Origin of the sequence: Flavobacterium esculini, from assembly GCF_048284325.1 — a bacterium.
GTDB lineage: Bacteria > Bacteroidota > Bacteroidia > Flavobacteriales > Flavobacteriaceae > Flavobacterium.
Genome location: NZ_JBLVPI010000002.1, coordinates 242,263 through 257,258, shown reverse-complemented (window position 1 = coordinate 257,258; position 14,996 = coordinate 242,263). Strand labels below are relative to the sequence as shown.

The 14,996-nt window shown below is 34.9% G+C and carries 12 protein-coding genes; 7 read left to right on the top strand and 5 right to left on the bottom strand.

What is annotated here, in order from left to right:
* Positions 1 to 47 precede the first annotated feature (47 nt).
* A complete protein-coding gene (locus ACNQGG_RS02810; RefSeq protein WP_417961324.1) occupies positions 48 to 2,858 on the bottom strand; it encodes a M16 family metallopeptidase in 2,811 nt (936 codons plus the stop codon).
* 175 nt (positions 2,859 to 3,033) lie between these two features.
* On the opposite strand from ACNQGG_RS02810, the gene ACNQGG_RS02805 reads away from it, so the two are divergent.
* From ACNQGG_RS02805 to pruA, 3 genes are all read left to right on the top strand, one after another.
* A complete protein-coding gene (locus ACNQGG_RS02805) occupies positions 3,034 to 4,296 on the top strand; it encodes a type IX secretion system plug protein (RefSeq protein ID WP_417961322.1) in 1,263 nt (420 codons plus the stop codon).
* Between the two features lie 81 nt (positions 4,297 to 4,377).
* Entirely contained in the window at positions 4,378 to 4,764 is a 387-nt protein-coding gene (gene apaG / locus ACNQGG_RS02800) for a Co2+/Mg2+ efflux protein ApaG (protein WP_416849289.1), read from the top strand.
* 294 nt (positions 4,765 to 5,058) lie between these two features.
* Complete coding sequence (gene pruA / locus ACNQGG_RS02795) at positions 5,059 to 6,687, top strand: L-glutamate gamma-semialdehyde dehydrogenase (RefSeq protein ID WP_417961320.1); 1,629 nt, start codon at positions 5,059 to 5,061, stop codon at positions 6,685 to 6,687.
* Positions 6,688 to 6,825: 138 nt separating this feature from the next.
* On the opposite strand, the gene ACNQGG_RS02790 is transcribed toward pruA, so the two are convergent.
* Entirely contained in the window at positions 6,826 to 7,497 is a 672-nt protein-coding gene (locus ACNQGG_RS02790; RefSeq protein ID WP_417961318.1) for a DUF2490 domain-containing protein, read from the bottom strand.
* A gap of 71 nt (positions 7,498 to 7,568) precedes the next feature.
* Complete coding sequence (gene rsmG / locus ACNQGG_RS02785) at positions 7,569 to 8,198, bottom strand: 16S rRNA (guanine(527)-N(7))-methyltransferase RsmG (protein ID WP_417961316.1); 630 nt, start codon at positions 8,196 to 8,198, stop codon at positions 7,569 to 7,571.
* Between the two features lie 107 nt (positions 8,199 to 8,305).
* Here rsmG and ACNQGG_RS02780 point away from each other — a divergent pair, with 107 nt between their 5' ends.
* From ACNQGG_RS02780 to purT, 3 genes are all read left to right on the top strand, one after another.
* Positions 8,306 to 9,400: a fatty acid desaturase family protein gene (locus ACNQGG_RS02780; protein ID WP_417961314.1), complete on the top strand. Its 1,095-nt coding sequence runs from the start codon at positions 8,306 to 8,308 to the stop codon at positions 9,398 to 9,400.
* Between the two features lie 65 nt (positions 9,401 to 9,465).
* On the top strand, positions 9,466 to 10,668 hold the full coding sequence (locus ACNQGG_RS02775) for a pyridoxal phosphate-dependent aminotransferase (protein ID WP_417961312.1): 1,203 nt from the start codon (positions 9,466 to 9,468) through the stop codon (positions 10,666 to 10,668).
* Positions 10,669 to 10,845: 177 nt separating this feature from the next.
* On the top strand, positions 10,846 to 12,057 hold the full coding sequence (purT, locus tag ACNQGG_RS02770; RefSeq protein ID WP_417961310.1) for a formate-dependent phosphoribosylglycinamide formyltransferase: 1,212 nt from the start codon (positions 10,846 to 10,848) through the stop codon (positions 12,055 to 12,057).
* On the opposite strand, the gene ACNQGG_RS02765 is transcribed toward purT, so the two are convergent.
* Positions 12,058 to 12,921 (bottom strand): AraC family transcriptional regulator, encoded by an 864-nt coding sequence (locus ACNQGG_RS02765; protein ID WP_417961308.1) that lies wholly within the window; start codon positions 12,919 to 12,921, stop codon positions 12,058 to 12,060.
* A 90-nt stretch (positions 12,922 to 13,011) separates the two neighbouring features.
* Here ACNQGG_RS02765 and ACNQGG_RS02760 point away from each other — a divergent pair, with 90 nt between their 5' ends.
* Complete coding sequence (locus tag ACNQGG_RS02760; protein ID WP_417961306.1) at positions 13,012 to 13,374, top strand: structural protein; 363 nt, start codon at positions 13,012 to 13,014, stop codon at positions 13,372 to 13,374.
* Between the two features lie 184 nt (positions 13,375 to 13,558).
* On the opposite strand, the gene ACNQGG_RS02755 is transcribed toward ACNQGG_RS02760, so the two are convergent.
* Positions 13,559 to 14,968: a RagB/SusD family nutrient uptake outer membrane protein gene (locus ACNQGG_RS02755; RefSeq protein WP_417961304.1), complete on the bottom strand. Its 1,410-nt coding sequence runs from the start codon at positions 14,966 to 14,968 to the stop codon at positions 13,559 to 13,561.
* Positions 14,969 to 14,996: the final 28 nt, after the last annotated feature.

Sequence of the window (14,996 nt, the reverse complement as noted above, 5' to 3'; positions counted from 1 at the left end):
GCTAAATATTTTTAGCGGGCTTTTTACAATTAAATAACCAAAGTTATTTAGCTTTTCTCCGGCATCAACATTCCGATTATTTTATCTTTTGTAAGATATTTTTTGGCAACATTCTGGATGTCTTTTGCGGTAATTTCATTGATTTTTTCTTCGGTTTGAAGAATGTCATCTTGATTTGTTCCATTTACAAACGACTTCGTAAAATTGCTCAACCAATATCTATTTTCTTTACTGTTCTTTTTGTACTCCAACAATTCTGCTTCCTTAAATTTTGCAACATCTTTTGTTTCAGGTCCGTTATCAATTATTTTTTGCAATTCTTTCAATGCAGCAGCAGTTAATTTTTCAGTGTTTTCTGGGCCACATGGAAAACCAATCGAAAAATCATAAGACCCGTAGGGTACTTTATTCATACTTCCCCTTGCACTGATTCCGTATACTCCGCTTTCATTTTCTCTTAACTCTTCAATTAATTTTATAGTCAGGACTTCTCCTAAAGCTTTCATTGCAGTAGCTTCTTTAGCAGAATAAACAGCATCCCCATAATACAAAATCATTACTGAACTTTTTGGATCAGTTCCTTTATTTACTATTTTTTTCAAATCACCTTTAAGCATTCTATATCCTAAATCAGTGGCTTTTTCTTTCTTATTAGAAGAAGGTAACGAAGCTAAATATTTAGTAGCATAATCTTCCATTGTTTTATCATCTACGTTTCCTACGAAATAGAACTCAAAATCCCCTGCATTAGCAAAACGCTCTTTATATTTATTGTATGCCAATGTATAATCAGTTTCACCCCATGTTTTTTCATTTGGAATCAATCCATTAAATCTTGGATTTTCCTTGTTCAAATAACTAAGAACTTCTTGTTGAAAAAAGAATCCGGGTTGTGATGCCATATTTTTAAAATAAGCTGATTGCTTTTGTTTGTATCCTTCAAATGCTGCTACATCTAAATTTAAATCTGTAAAATAAGCGTGAGTCATTTGGAATAAATACTCTAAATCCTTAGGAGTAGTTTTCCCTCTAAAACCTTCAGTGGTATTTGCTATATAAGGATTTACACTGGCAATTTTACCCGTCATGAATTTATTGATGTCATTTAATTTCAACCCAGAGAAACCCGCTTCAGTTAAGGCTCCATTAGCAAACTGAACCTTTTTCATTTCTTCATTAGAATACAAATTACTTCCACCTAAACTTACTGCCTCAAAGAGAATCTCATCATTTCTAAAGTCGGTTTTTTTATAGGTTACTTTAGCACCATTTGACAATACTAAAGTTTTTGTCCCCATTTTATCATTGTTTTCCCGTTTAACGATACTTCCTGAAACAACATCTTTTCTCAAAAGGCCTTTTGCCATAGCAGCATCCTCATATGGTTTAATTTCGTCAACATTCACTTTTAACGCATCCAAAACGTCTTGCTCTGAAGGTTTTTTAAGACCCTCTTTTTCTGGACCAGTCAGCACAACCACACGATTATCATCTTTGATATATTCCTTAATAAAACCATTAACATCATTTAAGCCTATTGTAGGTAAAATTTGTTTCATTGTGGCAAATGTCCACTCAATCCCTGGAGTTGGTTCCTTTTCTAAGAAATTAGCTTGGTATTCACCAACAAAAAATTCAGAATTAGTTTTATTTCTATCATTATAAGATTTTTCGATACTAGCCAGAAACTCTGCTTTTGATCGGTCTAATTCTCCTTGTGTAAAACCAAACTTCTTAGCTCTTTCATTCTCTGTAACTAAAACCTTCAATGCATCCAATTGCTTATCTTCTTGTGACATCGCTACTGACTGATACGCTTTTTTATTTCTGGCCCAAGTTTGACCATGATAGGAATATCCATAAGTAAAAGGAGGTGTGGCTGAATTTGTCAATTCACCCAATCTGGTATTTATCATTGTGGTAAATAATCCTTCTACCAGATAATTTTTAAAATCCAATACAGTTATTAAAGGTTTTGGCAAACCATAATCCTTGTACACCAATTGCACTTGCGCGCTTGTTGCTTCGATATCGCTTTCAATTGCCACGAAGGTTTCTCCGTGATTTGGAACTCCAAAAATTTTTCGTGGTCTTTCATTTTTAGGATTCTGATAGTTCGAAAAGTGAGCAACAACTTTTTTCTCCATTTCGGCTATGTCAATATCACCAACAACAATAACGCTCATTAGGTCGGGGCGATACCAATCTTTATAAAAACTTACAATTTTATCGTATTTAAATTTTTCTAAAATTTCCTTTTTTCCAATTGGCAAACGATTTGCATAATGTGACTTGTACATCATTTTGGATAAATAACGACTCATCATTCTTTTTTGAGCGCCTAAACCCAAACGATATTCTTCAAGGACAACACCTCTTTCTTTATCGATTTCTTCTGGAGTCAAATTTGCATTAAAAGCCCAATCCTCTATAATATTAAAACCATTCTCTAATTTTTCTGGACTATCTGAGGGAATAGGAAGAAAATAAACCGTTTCGTCAAAACTTGTATAAGCATTTAAATGCTGTCCGAATTTCACACCAATACTTTGCAAATAATCAATCAATTTGTTTTTTGGAAAACGCTTCGTACCGTTAAAACTCATATGCTCCATAAAGTGAGCCAATCCCAGTTGATCATCATTTTCAAGAATAGAACCCGCATTGATAACCAGCCTCAAATCTACTTTATTCTCTGGTTTGGCATTTTTCTTGATGTAATACGTTAGTCCATTTTTAAGTTTTCCGGTTTTCACACTGGAATCAAAAGGAATTGCTTTTGAGTAATCTATTTCCTGTGCAAAAATCACTGCTGGAAACAGTAAAAGACCTAAAGCTAATTTACCAAGTTGTTTCATATTGGTTGGTTTATTTTTAGTCAAAACTAAACAGATAATTTTAAATTTTATCAATTATTACAAAAAAAATTAACAGAAATTACCTATAAATTTAATTTATATTTTTATGCTAAAAAACAACCTTAATTAAAATGAATCGGAATCACTATATTTACAATATTCAAGTTCCTAAACCATGACAAAACCTTCTCTCAAAATATTCTCTTTATTTCTGCTCCTTTTTTCATCTTATTGCTCTTTTGCTCAAGTAGAAAAAGAGATTGCTCCGCCCTATAATATTAAGACGATTTCTTTTGTACAAAGTGAACAAAATGTAATTCCAATTTTTAAATTAGGAGAAGGATTCCAGTTGCAATTTGACGATTTGTTTGGTAATGAAGCTGATTATTATTACGAAATTACCCATTGTGATTATAATTGGAAACCAACAGACATCCCTAAAAGCGAGTATTTAAGAGGTTTTGACAACCAAAGAATTTCAGATTATACCAATTCTTTCAATGCCTTACAACTCTATTCCCATTACAGACTGGCTATTCCTAATCAGTTTACACAATTATTAATCAGCGGTAATTACATTCTGAAAGTTTTAAATAACAACAAAGAAGCCCTTTTCTCGAGAAAATTCATCGTTTATGAAGATATTGTCACAATTCCTATCCAAGTAAAAAGAGCCAGAACCGTTAGTAATTTGGAATTTAAACACAACCTGGAATTTACTATTAAATCCAGTACCATTACTTTTCAAAATCCATTGAAAAATGTGAAAGTAGTTTTAGTTCAAAATGGGCAATTCAATGACGCCATCACAAATATTGCTCCTCAATATACTATTGGAAATGATTTGATTTATAAATATGATACGCAAACCCAGTTTTGGGCAGGAAACGAGTTTTTATACTTTGAAAATAAAGACATTAGAGCTGCCAATAATAATGTAGCCCGTGTAGATTCAAATAATGAAATTTACAGTTCTTATTTATATACCAATAATGCCCGAACAAATTACCCCTATTCTGTAACACAAGACGTGAACGGAAATTTTGTTATCAAAAATATAAACGCGACCAACAATGAAATTGAAGCCGATTATGCCTGGGTATATTTTAGCCTTTCGGCTCCTACTTTTAGAATTAATAAAGACATTTATATTACTGGAATGTTCAATAATTACAATTTAACTCCAGAATACAAAATGGATTATAATGAAAAAAAGAGCATTTATGAAAAAGCAGTTTTAATAAAACAAGGATTTACAAATTTCCAGTATACAGTTGCAGACAACAAAGGAATAATTGATTACGAAAATGCAATTGACGGAAATTTTTATCAAACAGAAAATGATTATTTCATAATGGTATATTACCGCGAAAATACCGACCGATATGACAGAGCCATCGGAAAAGGGATGGAAAATTCATTAAATATCATCAACTAAAAAAAACTTTTCAAAAAATGACTATACAAAATCAAATTTTTGTAAATTTGTCATTATTAAGCACCTATTCATTTATTTATTATGGTTTCTCAAATAACAAGAGGCATAAAAATATCGGTATTGACTAGTTTTGAAGGCACCTACTTCAAAAACTATAAAATTCACTTTGCCTTTAGTTATGAAATCACAATCGAAAACCACAGTAAAGATTCTGTACAATTAATTTCTCGCCATTGGGAAATTTTCGACTCTCTTAATGATATAGAAGTAGTAGATGGCGAAGGCATTATTGGAAAAAAACCAGTTTTAAAACCAGGGGAATTCCACACCTACAGTTCAGGATGCCTATTATCGTCTCCTTATGGCGCAATGAAAGGGCATTTTAATATGATTAATTTTACTTCTACAAAAAATTTCAAAGTTATTGTGCCTACCTTTAGGTTATGTGCACCATTTGCCTTGAATTAAAATTTAGCACCATTTTTTTTAGTAGCTCATCCAGCTATTCATTTCAAGTTTTCGTCGCCTCATTTATTTTTTTCTAAGTAAAATAAGGAGCTTCTGAAGTCGCTCTTATTTCACAAGAAAAAATATAACGAGCCTACAAAAAGCTTTCCATTTCTATCTGGGCTAAAACACTACATTCTATACTATCCTTTTTAGTTTACAGCAAAAAATGTTTTTTTTCAAACAATCCTTCGTACTTTTGTGCAATATTTAAAAATACACCACAAGGATTTCTAATTTTATAACTTTACAAATATGTTAAAAGGATTTTTTCATGTACCAAAAGCGGTAAACGAACCAGTAAAAGGGTATGCACCAAATTCACCTGAAAAAGCAGCTGTTCAAGCCGCTTACACAAAAATGTGGAATTCTAAAATCGATGTACCATTATACATTGGAAGCGAAGAAATTAGAACTGGTAATACAAAAAACATGACGGCGCCTCACGATCATAAACATATCGTAGGAACGTATCATCTTGCCGAAAAAGCACATGTTGAAAAAGCAATTGCAAATGCATTAGAATCAAGAACTGCATGGGCAAATATGGCTTGGGAACAAAGAGCCGCTATTTTCCTTAAAGCAGCTGAATTGATTGCTGGTCCTTACAGAGCTAGAATAAATGCCGCAACAATGATTGCGCAATCTAAAAATATTCACCAAGCCGAAATTGATGCTTCTTGTGAATTTATCGATTTTTTACGTTTCAACGTAGAATTTATGACCCAAATTTACGGTGATCAGCCAAAATCCAATTCGGATATGTGGAACCGATTAGAATACAGACCACTGGAAGGTTTTGTATATGCTATCACTCCTTTTAACTTTACTGCCATTGCTGGAAATCTTCCTGCGAGTGCTGCCATGATGGGGAATGTCGTGATTTGGAAACCAAGTGACAGCCAGGTTTTCTCTGCAAAAATCATAATTGAAGTTTTCAAAGAAGCGGGAGTTCCTGATGGCGTTATCAACATAGTTTTTGGAGATGCTTTGATGATTACCGATACTATTTTGGCAAGTCGCGATTTTGCCGGGATCCATTTTACAGGTTCAACACATGTATTCAAGGATATTTGGTCAAAAATTGGAGCAAACATCCACCATTATAAAACCTACCCAAAAATTGTAGGAGAAACTGGGGGAAAAGATTTTATCATCGCACATCCAAGTGCTCGCCCTAAACAAGTTGCAACAGGAATTGTACGCGGTGCTTTCGAATTTCAAGGTCAAAAATGTTCTGCAGCTTCAAGAGCGTATGTGCCACAAAGTTTGTGGTCAGCAATTAAAGAACAATTAATCACCGATACAAAATCCATGAAAATGGGTTCGCCAGAAGATTTTGGCAATTTTATTACTGCAGTAATTCACGAAGGGTCATTTGACAAATTGGCCAGTTTTATTGACCAAGCCAAAAAAGATACTGATGCCGAAATAATCGTTGGGGGTAATTATGATAAATCTGTTGGTTATTTCATTGAACCAACAATTATTGTTACGACGAATCCACATTATTCAACAATGGAAACCGAATTATTCGGACCAGTGATGACAATTTTTGTTTATGAAGATGCAAAATGGGAAGAAACATTGGAATTAGTTGACACGACTTCAGAATATGCTTTAACAGGTGCTGTTTTCAGTCAAGACCGTTATGCTATTGAGCAAGCGACTACCAAGTTGCAAAACGCAGCGGGTAACTTCTATATCAATGACAAACCAACTGGGGCTGTTGTAGGGATGCAACCTTTTGGTGGTGCAAGAGCATCAGGAACTAACGACAAAGCAGGTTCAGCATTGAACTTATTGCGTTGGGCTTCTCCAAGAACCATCAAAGAAACTTTTGTTACTCCTGAGGATTACAGATATCCGTTTTTAGGAGAATAGTTTAAACTTTTTGAATAACGATTCTTAATTTTAAAAATAAACAAACCCCACAAGAATTCAAATAATTTTGAAGTCTTGTGGGGTTTGCCATTTAAAAACTAAATCTAACAAGCGTAGTTTTTACTAATCATGCAACAATTAAAAAGGCAAGTTATTAAAAACCATAATTTGAAATTGAGTTCTGCTCGTTGCAGGCAAAAGTTGTGACATCACACCCGCCTCTACTCTAACATATTTACTAAAACAGTATCCGATACCACCATAAACGCGATCCCTTTCATAATGATTTTGTTTTGTATTGATGAAGACTTCGTTTGACAACGAGGCATAAACTGCATTTTTCTCCATCACTTTTTTATTTATTGGGACATTCAACGCTAGCGAATAACGGAAACGCATTTTAAAATTATCTTGAAGAAATCGTTGTTCAAAACGATATCTATGTAAAATACTCACTCTCCCAAACTGTTGTTTTGTAACAAATTGCTGAAAAATCCTATGTTCATCTGTTTGTATCTTCACCTCTGTCCCCGCTATATAAGGTTCTGAATGAATGTAAGCGTATCCCAGTAATACATTATTATTATTTTCAGACAAATTATAACCAATACCTGTTCTAATAAGTAGTTGTTCGAGATCTCCAAAACTAAAGTTTCGATATTGAACTTCATTATGAAAATTCCATTTATCATTTATTTTTTGGTTGCCCAGATAAGCAAACCAATTCCCTACATCTGATTTTTGTGCATTGCTATTGGCGGTTACAAATAACAACACCAAAAAGCAAAATGATAGTACTTTATTTTTCATTACAATTTTATTATTTTTAGATCCTGAATCTTCTAGTTTTAAGACACAAATTCAACACAGCAATACAATTTCTAAACCACAAACTTCAAAGGCAAATGCACCACTTTTTTAGTCTCAAAGAATTCATCTTCAAAAAAGTCGGCTAAATTATATTCCGTCGCTTTAGGAAAATCCTTTAATTCTTCGGTTAAATCACCGCCTTTAAGATAGAGAATACCGTTTTTCAATTCGTGTTTGTTATTTTTTTTAATTTTGGTTTTCACCCAAGAAACAAAATCAGGCATATTAGTGACGGCACGGCTCACGATAAAATCGAAATCCCCTTTTACATTCTCAGCACGCAATTGTTCCGCTTTCACGTTTTTAAGTTCTAATGCTTCGGCAACAGCCTGAACCACTTTGATTTTTTTGGCAATAATATCAATCAGAAAAAAACGGGTTTCCGGAAAAAGGATTGCCAATGGAATTCCAGGAAATCCACCGCCAGTTCCAACATCCAAGACATAAGTTCCCGGCTCAAATTTTATAATTTTGGCAATTCCTAACGAATGTAGAATATGTTTGCTGTATAAGGCATCAATGTCTTTTCTCGAAATGACATTGATTTTTTCGTTCCAATCGTGGTATAAAAAATCCAATTTTGCGAATTGCTCTTTTTGAATATCGGTTAAATAAGGAAAATACTTAAGAATCTCGTCCATGTTCTAATTTTTTAACAAAAGTACTATTTTTAGATTGTAAATATTTAACTCAATTTTGCATATTGAAAATTTATAATAATTACCTTTGGGAATTATTATAAAATTATATGAAGAATACTGCCCCTACATTTGCAAAGCAAGATAATCTAAAATTTTTTAGAACACTTAACTCACGGGTAAACAATTACTTCAAAGAAAATAACATCCAAAAAACAGGAAATTGGAAACTTTATTTGAAAACTATAATTCTGTTTGCAGTTTTTCTTGCGCCGTATTTTTTGATACTAACACTGGGTATGCCATTTTGGGCCCATCTGTTATTGACTATTGTCATGGGAATAGGCATGGCCGGAGTAGGAATGAATGTAATGCATGATGGCAACCACGGTTCTTATTCGAATAAAAATTGGGTAAATAAATTCATGGGAGGAACTATTTATGTTCTTGCAGGAAATGTATACAACTGGCAAGTACAACACAATGTTTTACACCACACCTATACTAACATTCCTGGTCATGATGAAGATTTAGATGCCGGACGTGTCATCCGTTTTACAAAAGAAGCCAAATGGTACAATTTTCACCGTTTCCAACAATATTATTCTGTATTCTTATACGGATTGTTAACGTTCAACTGGGCTATCACAACTGATTTTAAACAAATGAGAAGCTACCTTAAAAGAAAATTATCCTATGGTGAAGCCAAAAGCCCAAAAATACTTTGGACCACTTTAATCATTACTAAAGTAATTTATGTTTCTATCTGGATTGTATTGCCTATGGTTATAGGTATTACATGGTGGAAAGTACTTATTGGTTTTTTTGCAATGCATTATACTGCGGGATTAATCTTAAGCGTTGTTTTTCAACTGGCACATGTAGTGGAAGAGACCACTAACCCCTCTCCAAATGAATTAGGGGAAATGGACAATACTTGGGCAATTCACCAATTGTTTACCACAACCAATTTTGCTCCAAAAAACAAAATTGTAAACTGGTATACCGGAGGATTAAACCACCAAATAGAACACCATATTTTCCCAAATATTAGCCATGTGCATTACGGTAAAATTGCAAAAATTGTAAAAGAAACCGCTCAAGAATGCAACTTGCCTTATTACGAATATAAAACGATGCGGAGTGCTGTTATTGCACACTTTAAGCATTTGAAAGAACTGGGAATGAAACCAGAACTTATATAATCGAATTAGAGCACTGTAGTGCGTCACAATAAAAAACTAAAAAAACTAATTACAATTAACTAAAAATGAATCCACTTTCAGACAGAATTAACAATCTAGCTACGTCACAAACACTAGCAATGGCTGCTTTAGCCAGAGAATTAAAAGCCCAAGGAAAAGATATCATCAGCTTAAGTTTAGGCGAACCTGATTTCAATACACCAGACTTTATTAAAGAAGCGGCGAAAAAAGCGATTGATGAAAATTACAGCACGTATTCTCCAGTAGAAGGATATGCTGAATTAAAAGAAGCAATCTGTAGAAAATTTAAAAGAGATAACAATTTAGAGTACAAACCCTCTCAAATTGTAGTTTCAACTGGAGCAAAACAATCCTTATACAATATTGCGCAAGTAATGCTAAACGATGGTGACGAGGTAATTTTACCTGCTCCTTACTGGGTTTCTTACTTCGAAATCGTAAAATTATCTGGTGGAGTTCCTGTAGAAGTTCCCACTTCTGTAGATACTGATTTTAAAATCACACCAGAACAATTAGAAGCGGCTATCACACCAAAAACAAAAATGATGTGGTTCAGTTCTCCTTGTAATCCAAGTGGATCGGTATACAACAGAGAAGAATTAACGGCTTTGGCAAAAGTATTGGAGAAATATCCAAACATTTATGTTGTTGCTGACGAGATCTACGAGCACATTAATTTCTCAGGAACTTTTTGTAGCATCGCTTCCATCCCGGGAATGTTAGAAAGAACTATTACCGTAAATGGAGTAGCAAAAGCTTTCGCTATGACAGGATGGAGAATTGGATATATTGGAGCTCCTGAATTCATTGCTAAAGCATGTACAAAAATACAAGGTCAAGTAACTAGCGGTGCTAACAGTATTGCACAACGTGCTACCATTACTGCAGTAGATGCTGATCCAAGTGTTTTAAAACACATGGTTGACGCTTTCCATAGCCGTAGAGATTTAGTGGTTGGATTATTGAAAGACATTCCAGGAGTAAAAATCAACGTTCCAGAAGGTGCTTTTTATGTATTCCCTGACGTTTCTTCTTTCTTCGGAAAAACATTGAAAGGAACTTTCATCAAAGATGCTAACGATTTCTCTATGTATCTTTTAGGCGAAGCGAATGTAGCAACCGTAACTGGTGACGCCTTTGGAAACCCAGATTGTATCCGTTTTTCTTACGCGACAAGCGAAGATTTATTGAGAGAAGCATTACGCAGAATCAAAGAAGCGGTTTCGCTTACCGAAGTTCCCGCATAATATAAAATTCGCTTAAAATTTAAATAGTTTAAGGTTTAAAGTTTTACCGCTTTATACTTTAAACTATTTTTTTTTGGGCATGCCCCGCTGAAAAAGCGGGTCGGGCTATACGTTGCAATCTTTTTATTACCTTCGCTACCGCTAAGGGAATACAAAGGATTTCCACTGCTATCCCTCATGCGATACGTACAGTTCGCAAGCTGTCACCAGCCACCTAACATAAAAAATATGAAAATACTACTTCTTGGCTCAGGCGAATTAGGAAAAGAATTTACAATCTCTGCCCAACGCATCGGACAAATCGTAATTGCCGTTGACAGTTACGAAAATGCACCCGCCATGCAAATGGCTCATGGTTTTGAAGTCATCAATATGCTGGACGGCGAAGCCTTGGATCGAATCGTTGCTAAACACAAACCTGATTTCATCGTTCCAGAAATAGAAGCCATCAGATCCGAGCGTTTTTATGAGTACGAGAAACAAGGCATCACGGTAGTTCCCTCTGCGAAAGCGGCTAATTTTACCATGAACCGAAAAGCGATCCGGGATTTAGCTGCCAGAGAATTAGGTTTAAAAACTGCTGATTATCGTTACGCCACAACTGCTGAGGAATTGCAAAAAGGCGTTGAAGCCGTTGGAATGCCCTGCGTGGTAAAACCATTAATGTCTTCGTCTGGAAAAGGACAGTCCACGATAAAAACGGAAGCTGATATTGAGAAAGCATGGAATTATGCCGTTGAAGATTCCCGTGGCGATGTGGTGGAAGTAATTGTAGAGGCTTTTGTCAAATTCAATTCGGAGATTACTTTATTGACAGTAGTTCAAAATAACAATCCCACACTATTTTGTGCGCCAATAGGTCACAGACAAGAACGTGGCGATTATCAGGAAAGCTGGCAACCCGCTTTAATTTCCGACAAGGATTTATACGAAGCGCAAGACATCGCCGAAAAAGTAACCGAAGCGTTGGGCGGAGCGGGACTTTTTGGAGTAGAATTTTTCTTGGCAGATGACGGCGTTTATTTCTCGGAATTATCGCCAAGACCCCATGATACCGGAATGGTAACTTTGGCCGGAACACAAAATTTCAATGAATTCGAATTGCATTTAAGAGCCATTTTGAGCTTGCCTATTTTCGAAATCACATTAGAAAAAGCGGGAGCGAGTGCCGTAATTTTAGCTTCTGAAAATTCAACAAACCCGACGTATTCCGGCATCGAAAAAATTGCCTCTTTGCCTAAAACTGATTTTAGAATTTTTGGCAAACCAACTTCAAGACCGTATAGAAGAATGGGGGTAGCTTTGGTCAATGACACCCTAGAAACTCCAATTGAAGAAGTGGTAGAAAAAGCGAAAAAAGCGGCTAGTTTAGTTACAGTTAATTCGTAATTACTTTTTAAAAATACGGAACGCAGTCGGAGTTTTTCCTGTATTTTTTTTAAACAATCGTGTGAAATACGAATAATCATCAAAGCCTAATTCCGTAGCGATTTCATTGACGGTAAACTTTTTATCCATCAACATGCGCTTGGCTTCGAGAATGATTCTATCCGTAATTACTTCGGTTGTGGTTTTTTGCAAGATTTCATTGCAAATCCGGTTCAAGTGTTTTAACGTAATATGAAGTTGCGAAGCATAGAAAGAAGGCATTTTTTCCGTTTTAAAATTCTTTTCTAAAAGCACCTCAAAACCCTTGATTTTCACATTATACGAATGCGCTTCATGGAGATGTTTTTCACTATATTTTCTGGTAATTTCAATATGTATAATATCCAGCAGATTCATGATTTTATCCTGCTTCCGTAATTGATTTTCGTTAACCTCAGCAATCATACTTTCAAAATAAGGCAAAATCGCTTTTGATTCAGATGCATCAAAAACCATTTCAGGCTTATTGTCCACCGAAGAATAAAAGGGATAGTCCCCGATGGTTTTTTGTCCAAAATAGAGATTATACATTTCCTGCGAATAGAAAATCACAAACCCTTCCACATCATCGGATAAATTCCAATGGTGCATTTGTCCGGGCTGCAAAAAAAACATACTTCCCGGCTGAATCGTAAATACATCAAAATCAATTTCATGTGTTCCCGATCCTTTGGTAAAAAAGACCAAAACATAGGAATTATGGCGATGCGGTTCCTCCACAAAACTATGGTCGATCAAGTGATTTTTGAAGGTATTAATGTATAAATCGCTATTCACGGAATTGCAGTTAAACCGCTGAATGTTATAAATAGGATACTTTTTCATATGCCTTGAATGTCTTTTTTGTGCTATAATAAGCGAATATAGAAAACATCCATGACGTGGATTAGAAATATCTTTGATAAAAATAACAAAATGTCAAACGCTATCGTCCACATCCTAAATAATGATTGCCCTCATTGCCTTGAAGGCAAAGTATTTAAAGAAAAAAACATTTTTTTCAATATTGGATTCCCTAAAATGAACCCCTATTGCTCCCATTGCCAATTTAAATTTGAGAAGGAACCGGGCTATTTCTTTGGTGCTATGTATGTAAACTACGGACTGACAGTAGCGCAAGGAATTGCTACTTATATTATTGCCCAATTTTTCTTTACCGAAACTTTCGATTTAAAAATCATCCCTATTATTGCAGGGGTAATTGTCATCATGGCTTCTTTTAACATTCGCTTTTCCAGATTATTGTGGATTTATATGTTTAAAAATTATTCGAATTAAAAAAAAGAACAAAACCTTAAAAACAGCTATTGCAGAGTCAATCTTTAAAGAAGGGAATGTCTCGACACAATAAAAAAAGAAAGACCGCTTACCTGTCTATTCGACAGGAAGCAGTCTATACTCCTAACAAAACTAACTAACTAACTAACTAACTAACTAACTAACTAACTTAAAATCCTAATTTCTATTTATAAGCTTCATTTTGAGTAATCACACCCGGATTTTGGGTAATTACTAAAATAGGAATAGGCAATAATAATTTCGCTTCTGTAATAGTGATATTTTTACTACTGCTTTTAATTACTGGAATTGCTCTTCCGGTTCTTATTAAATCAAACCAACGATGGAACTCACATGCAAATTCGACCTGACTTTCATGTTCCAGCGCTAAATTCACCGTATTGTAATGAGCTGGATAACCTATCGCTCCATAGGCTGGTAATCCAACACGGGCACGAACTTCGTTCATGTATTTTGGATCTGAAGTTGCTTCTGTCAGCATTAGAAGAACATCAGCATAGCGAAGAATGATAAAGTTATTATCCGAAGCTTCTCTTAAACCAGCAACTGGAGCTTTTGTATCTTTCCATTTAATCGGAAATTTTACGTTGACAAATGAGTTGTTAGCAGTTTGATACCCATTTTGAATAGAGATGTCTCTCCTTGGATCACCCGTTTCATAGGCATTCCATAAATCATTAGCAATCTGATTAAATCCTCCGCCCCAAGCTGTAACCACACGATTGTCAACTGGTGAGAACATGGCCCAATATAAACTGTATGGATTGGATACACCACCTTTATATTGAATCTCAAAAATAGACGACGCACCATTTTTCTTAGTTAAATTCCATAAATCGGCATAAGGTACCAGACTAAACTTGCCATAAACTTTCAACAAAGTTTCAGTAGCTTTTGTTTTATTCCCCATAGTTAGATAAACCTTACCCAGTAAAGTATTGGCCGCTTCTTGGCTGGCAGCACCTACAAAACGTTGACTTGTTTTTACTGGTAATTTCGCTACCGCAAAATCAAGATCCTCAATAATTTGGGCATAAACTTGCGCCTTTGGCGTGCGCCCTTGTGCATAAGCATTAGCAATACTGATTGGAGTTATGACCAATGGTACATCACCCCAGGCACGAACCATGTCAAAATAGTACAAAGCACGTAAAAACTTAGCTTCCCCAATTAAAGCATCTCGATTCGCAAAATCAAGTTTTTCGGCACTGACAATACTATTATTTACAATATAAATTGCCTTATAATAGTTATTCCAGAAATTGAGAACTAACTCATTATCGATAGTCATGGCGTGCAATTCAAAGCTTTCATAGTCTTGTATTCTTCCGGCAGCATTATCACTATATGCATTATCGGACATTAACTCGCCGTAGAACGACGGCAGACTTTCAGGACCGTATAAAGTATAAAGCGAATTATAAGCAGACCACATCGCTGTTTCAATATCCTTCTGCGATTTATAAAAATTCTCTTCGTTAGCATTTGAAATAGGCGCTTTATCTAAAAAGTCGGAACTACATCCCAATAGGAATACGTTACAAAAAAGTATGATATATGTTATTTTTTTCATTTTCTTAAGTTTTAAATGATTTATCTAG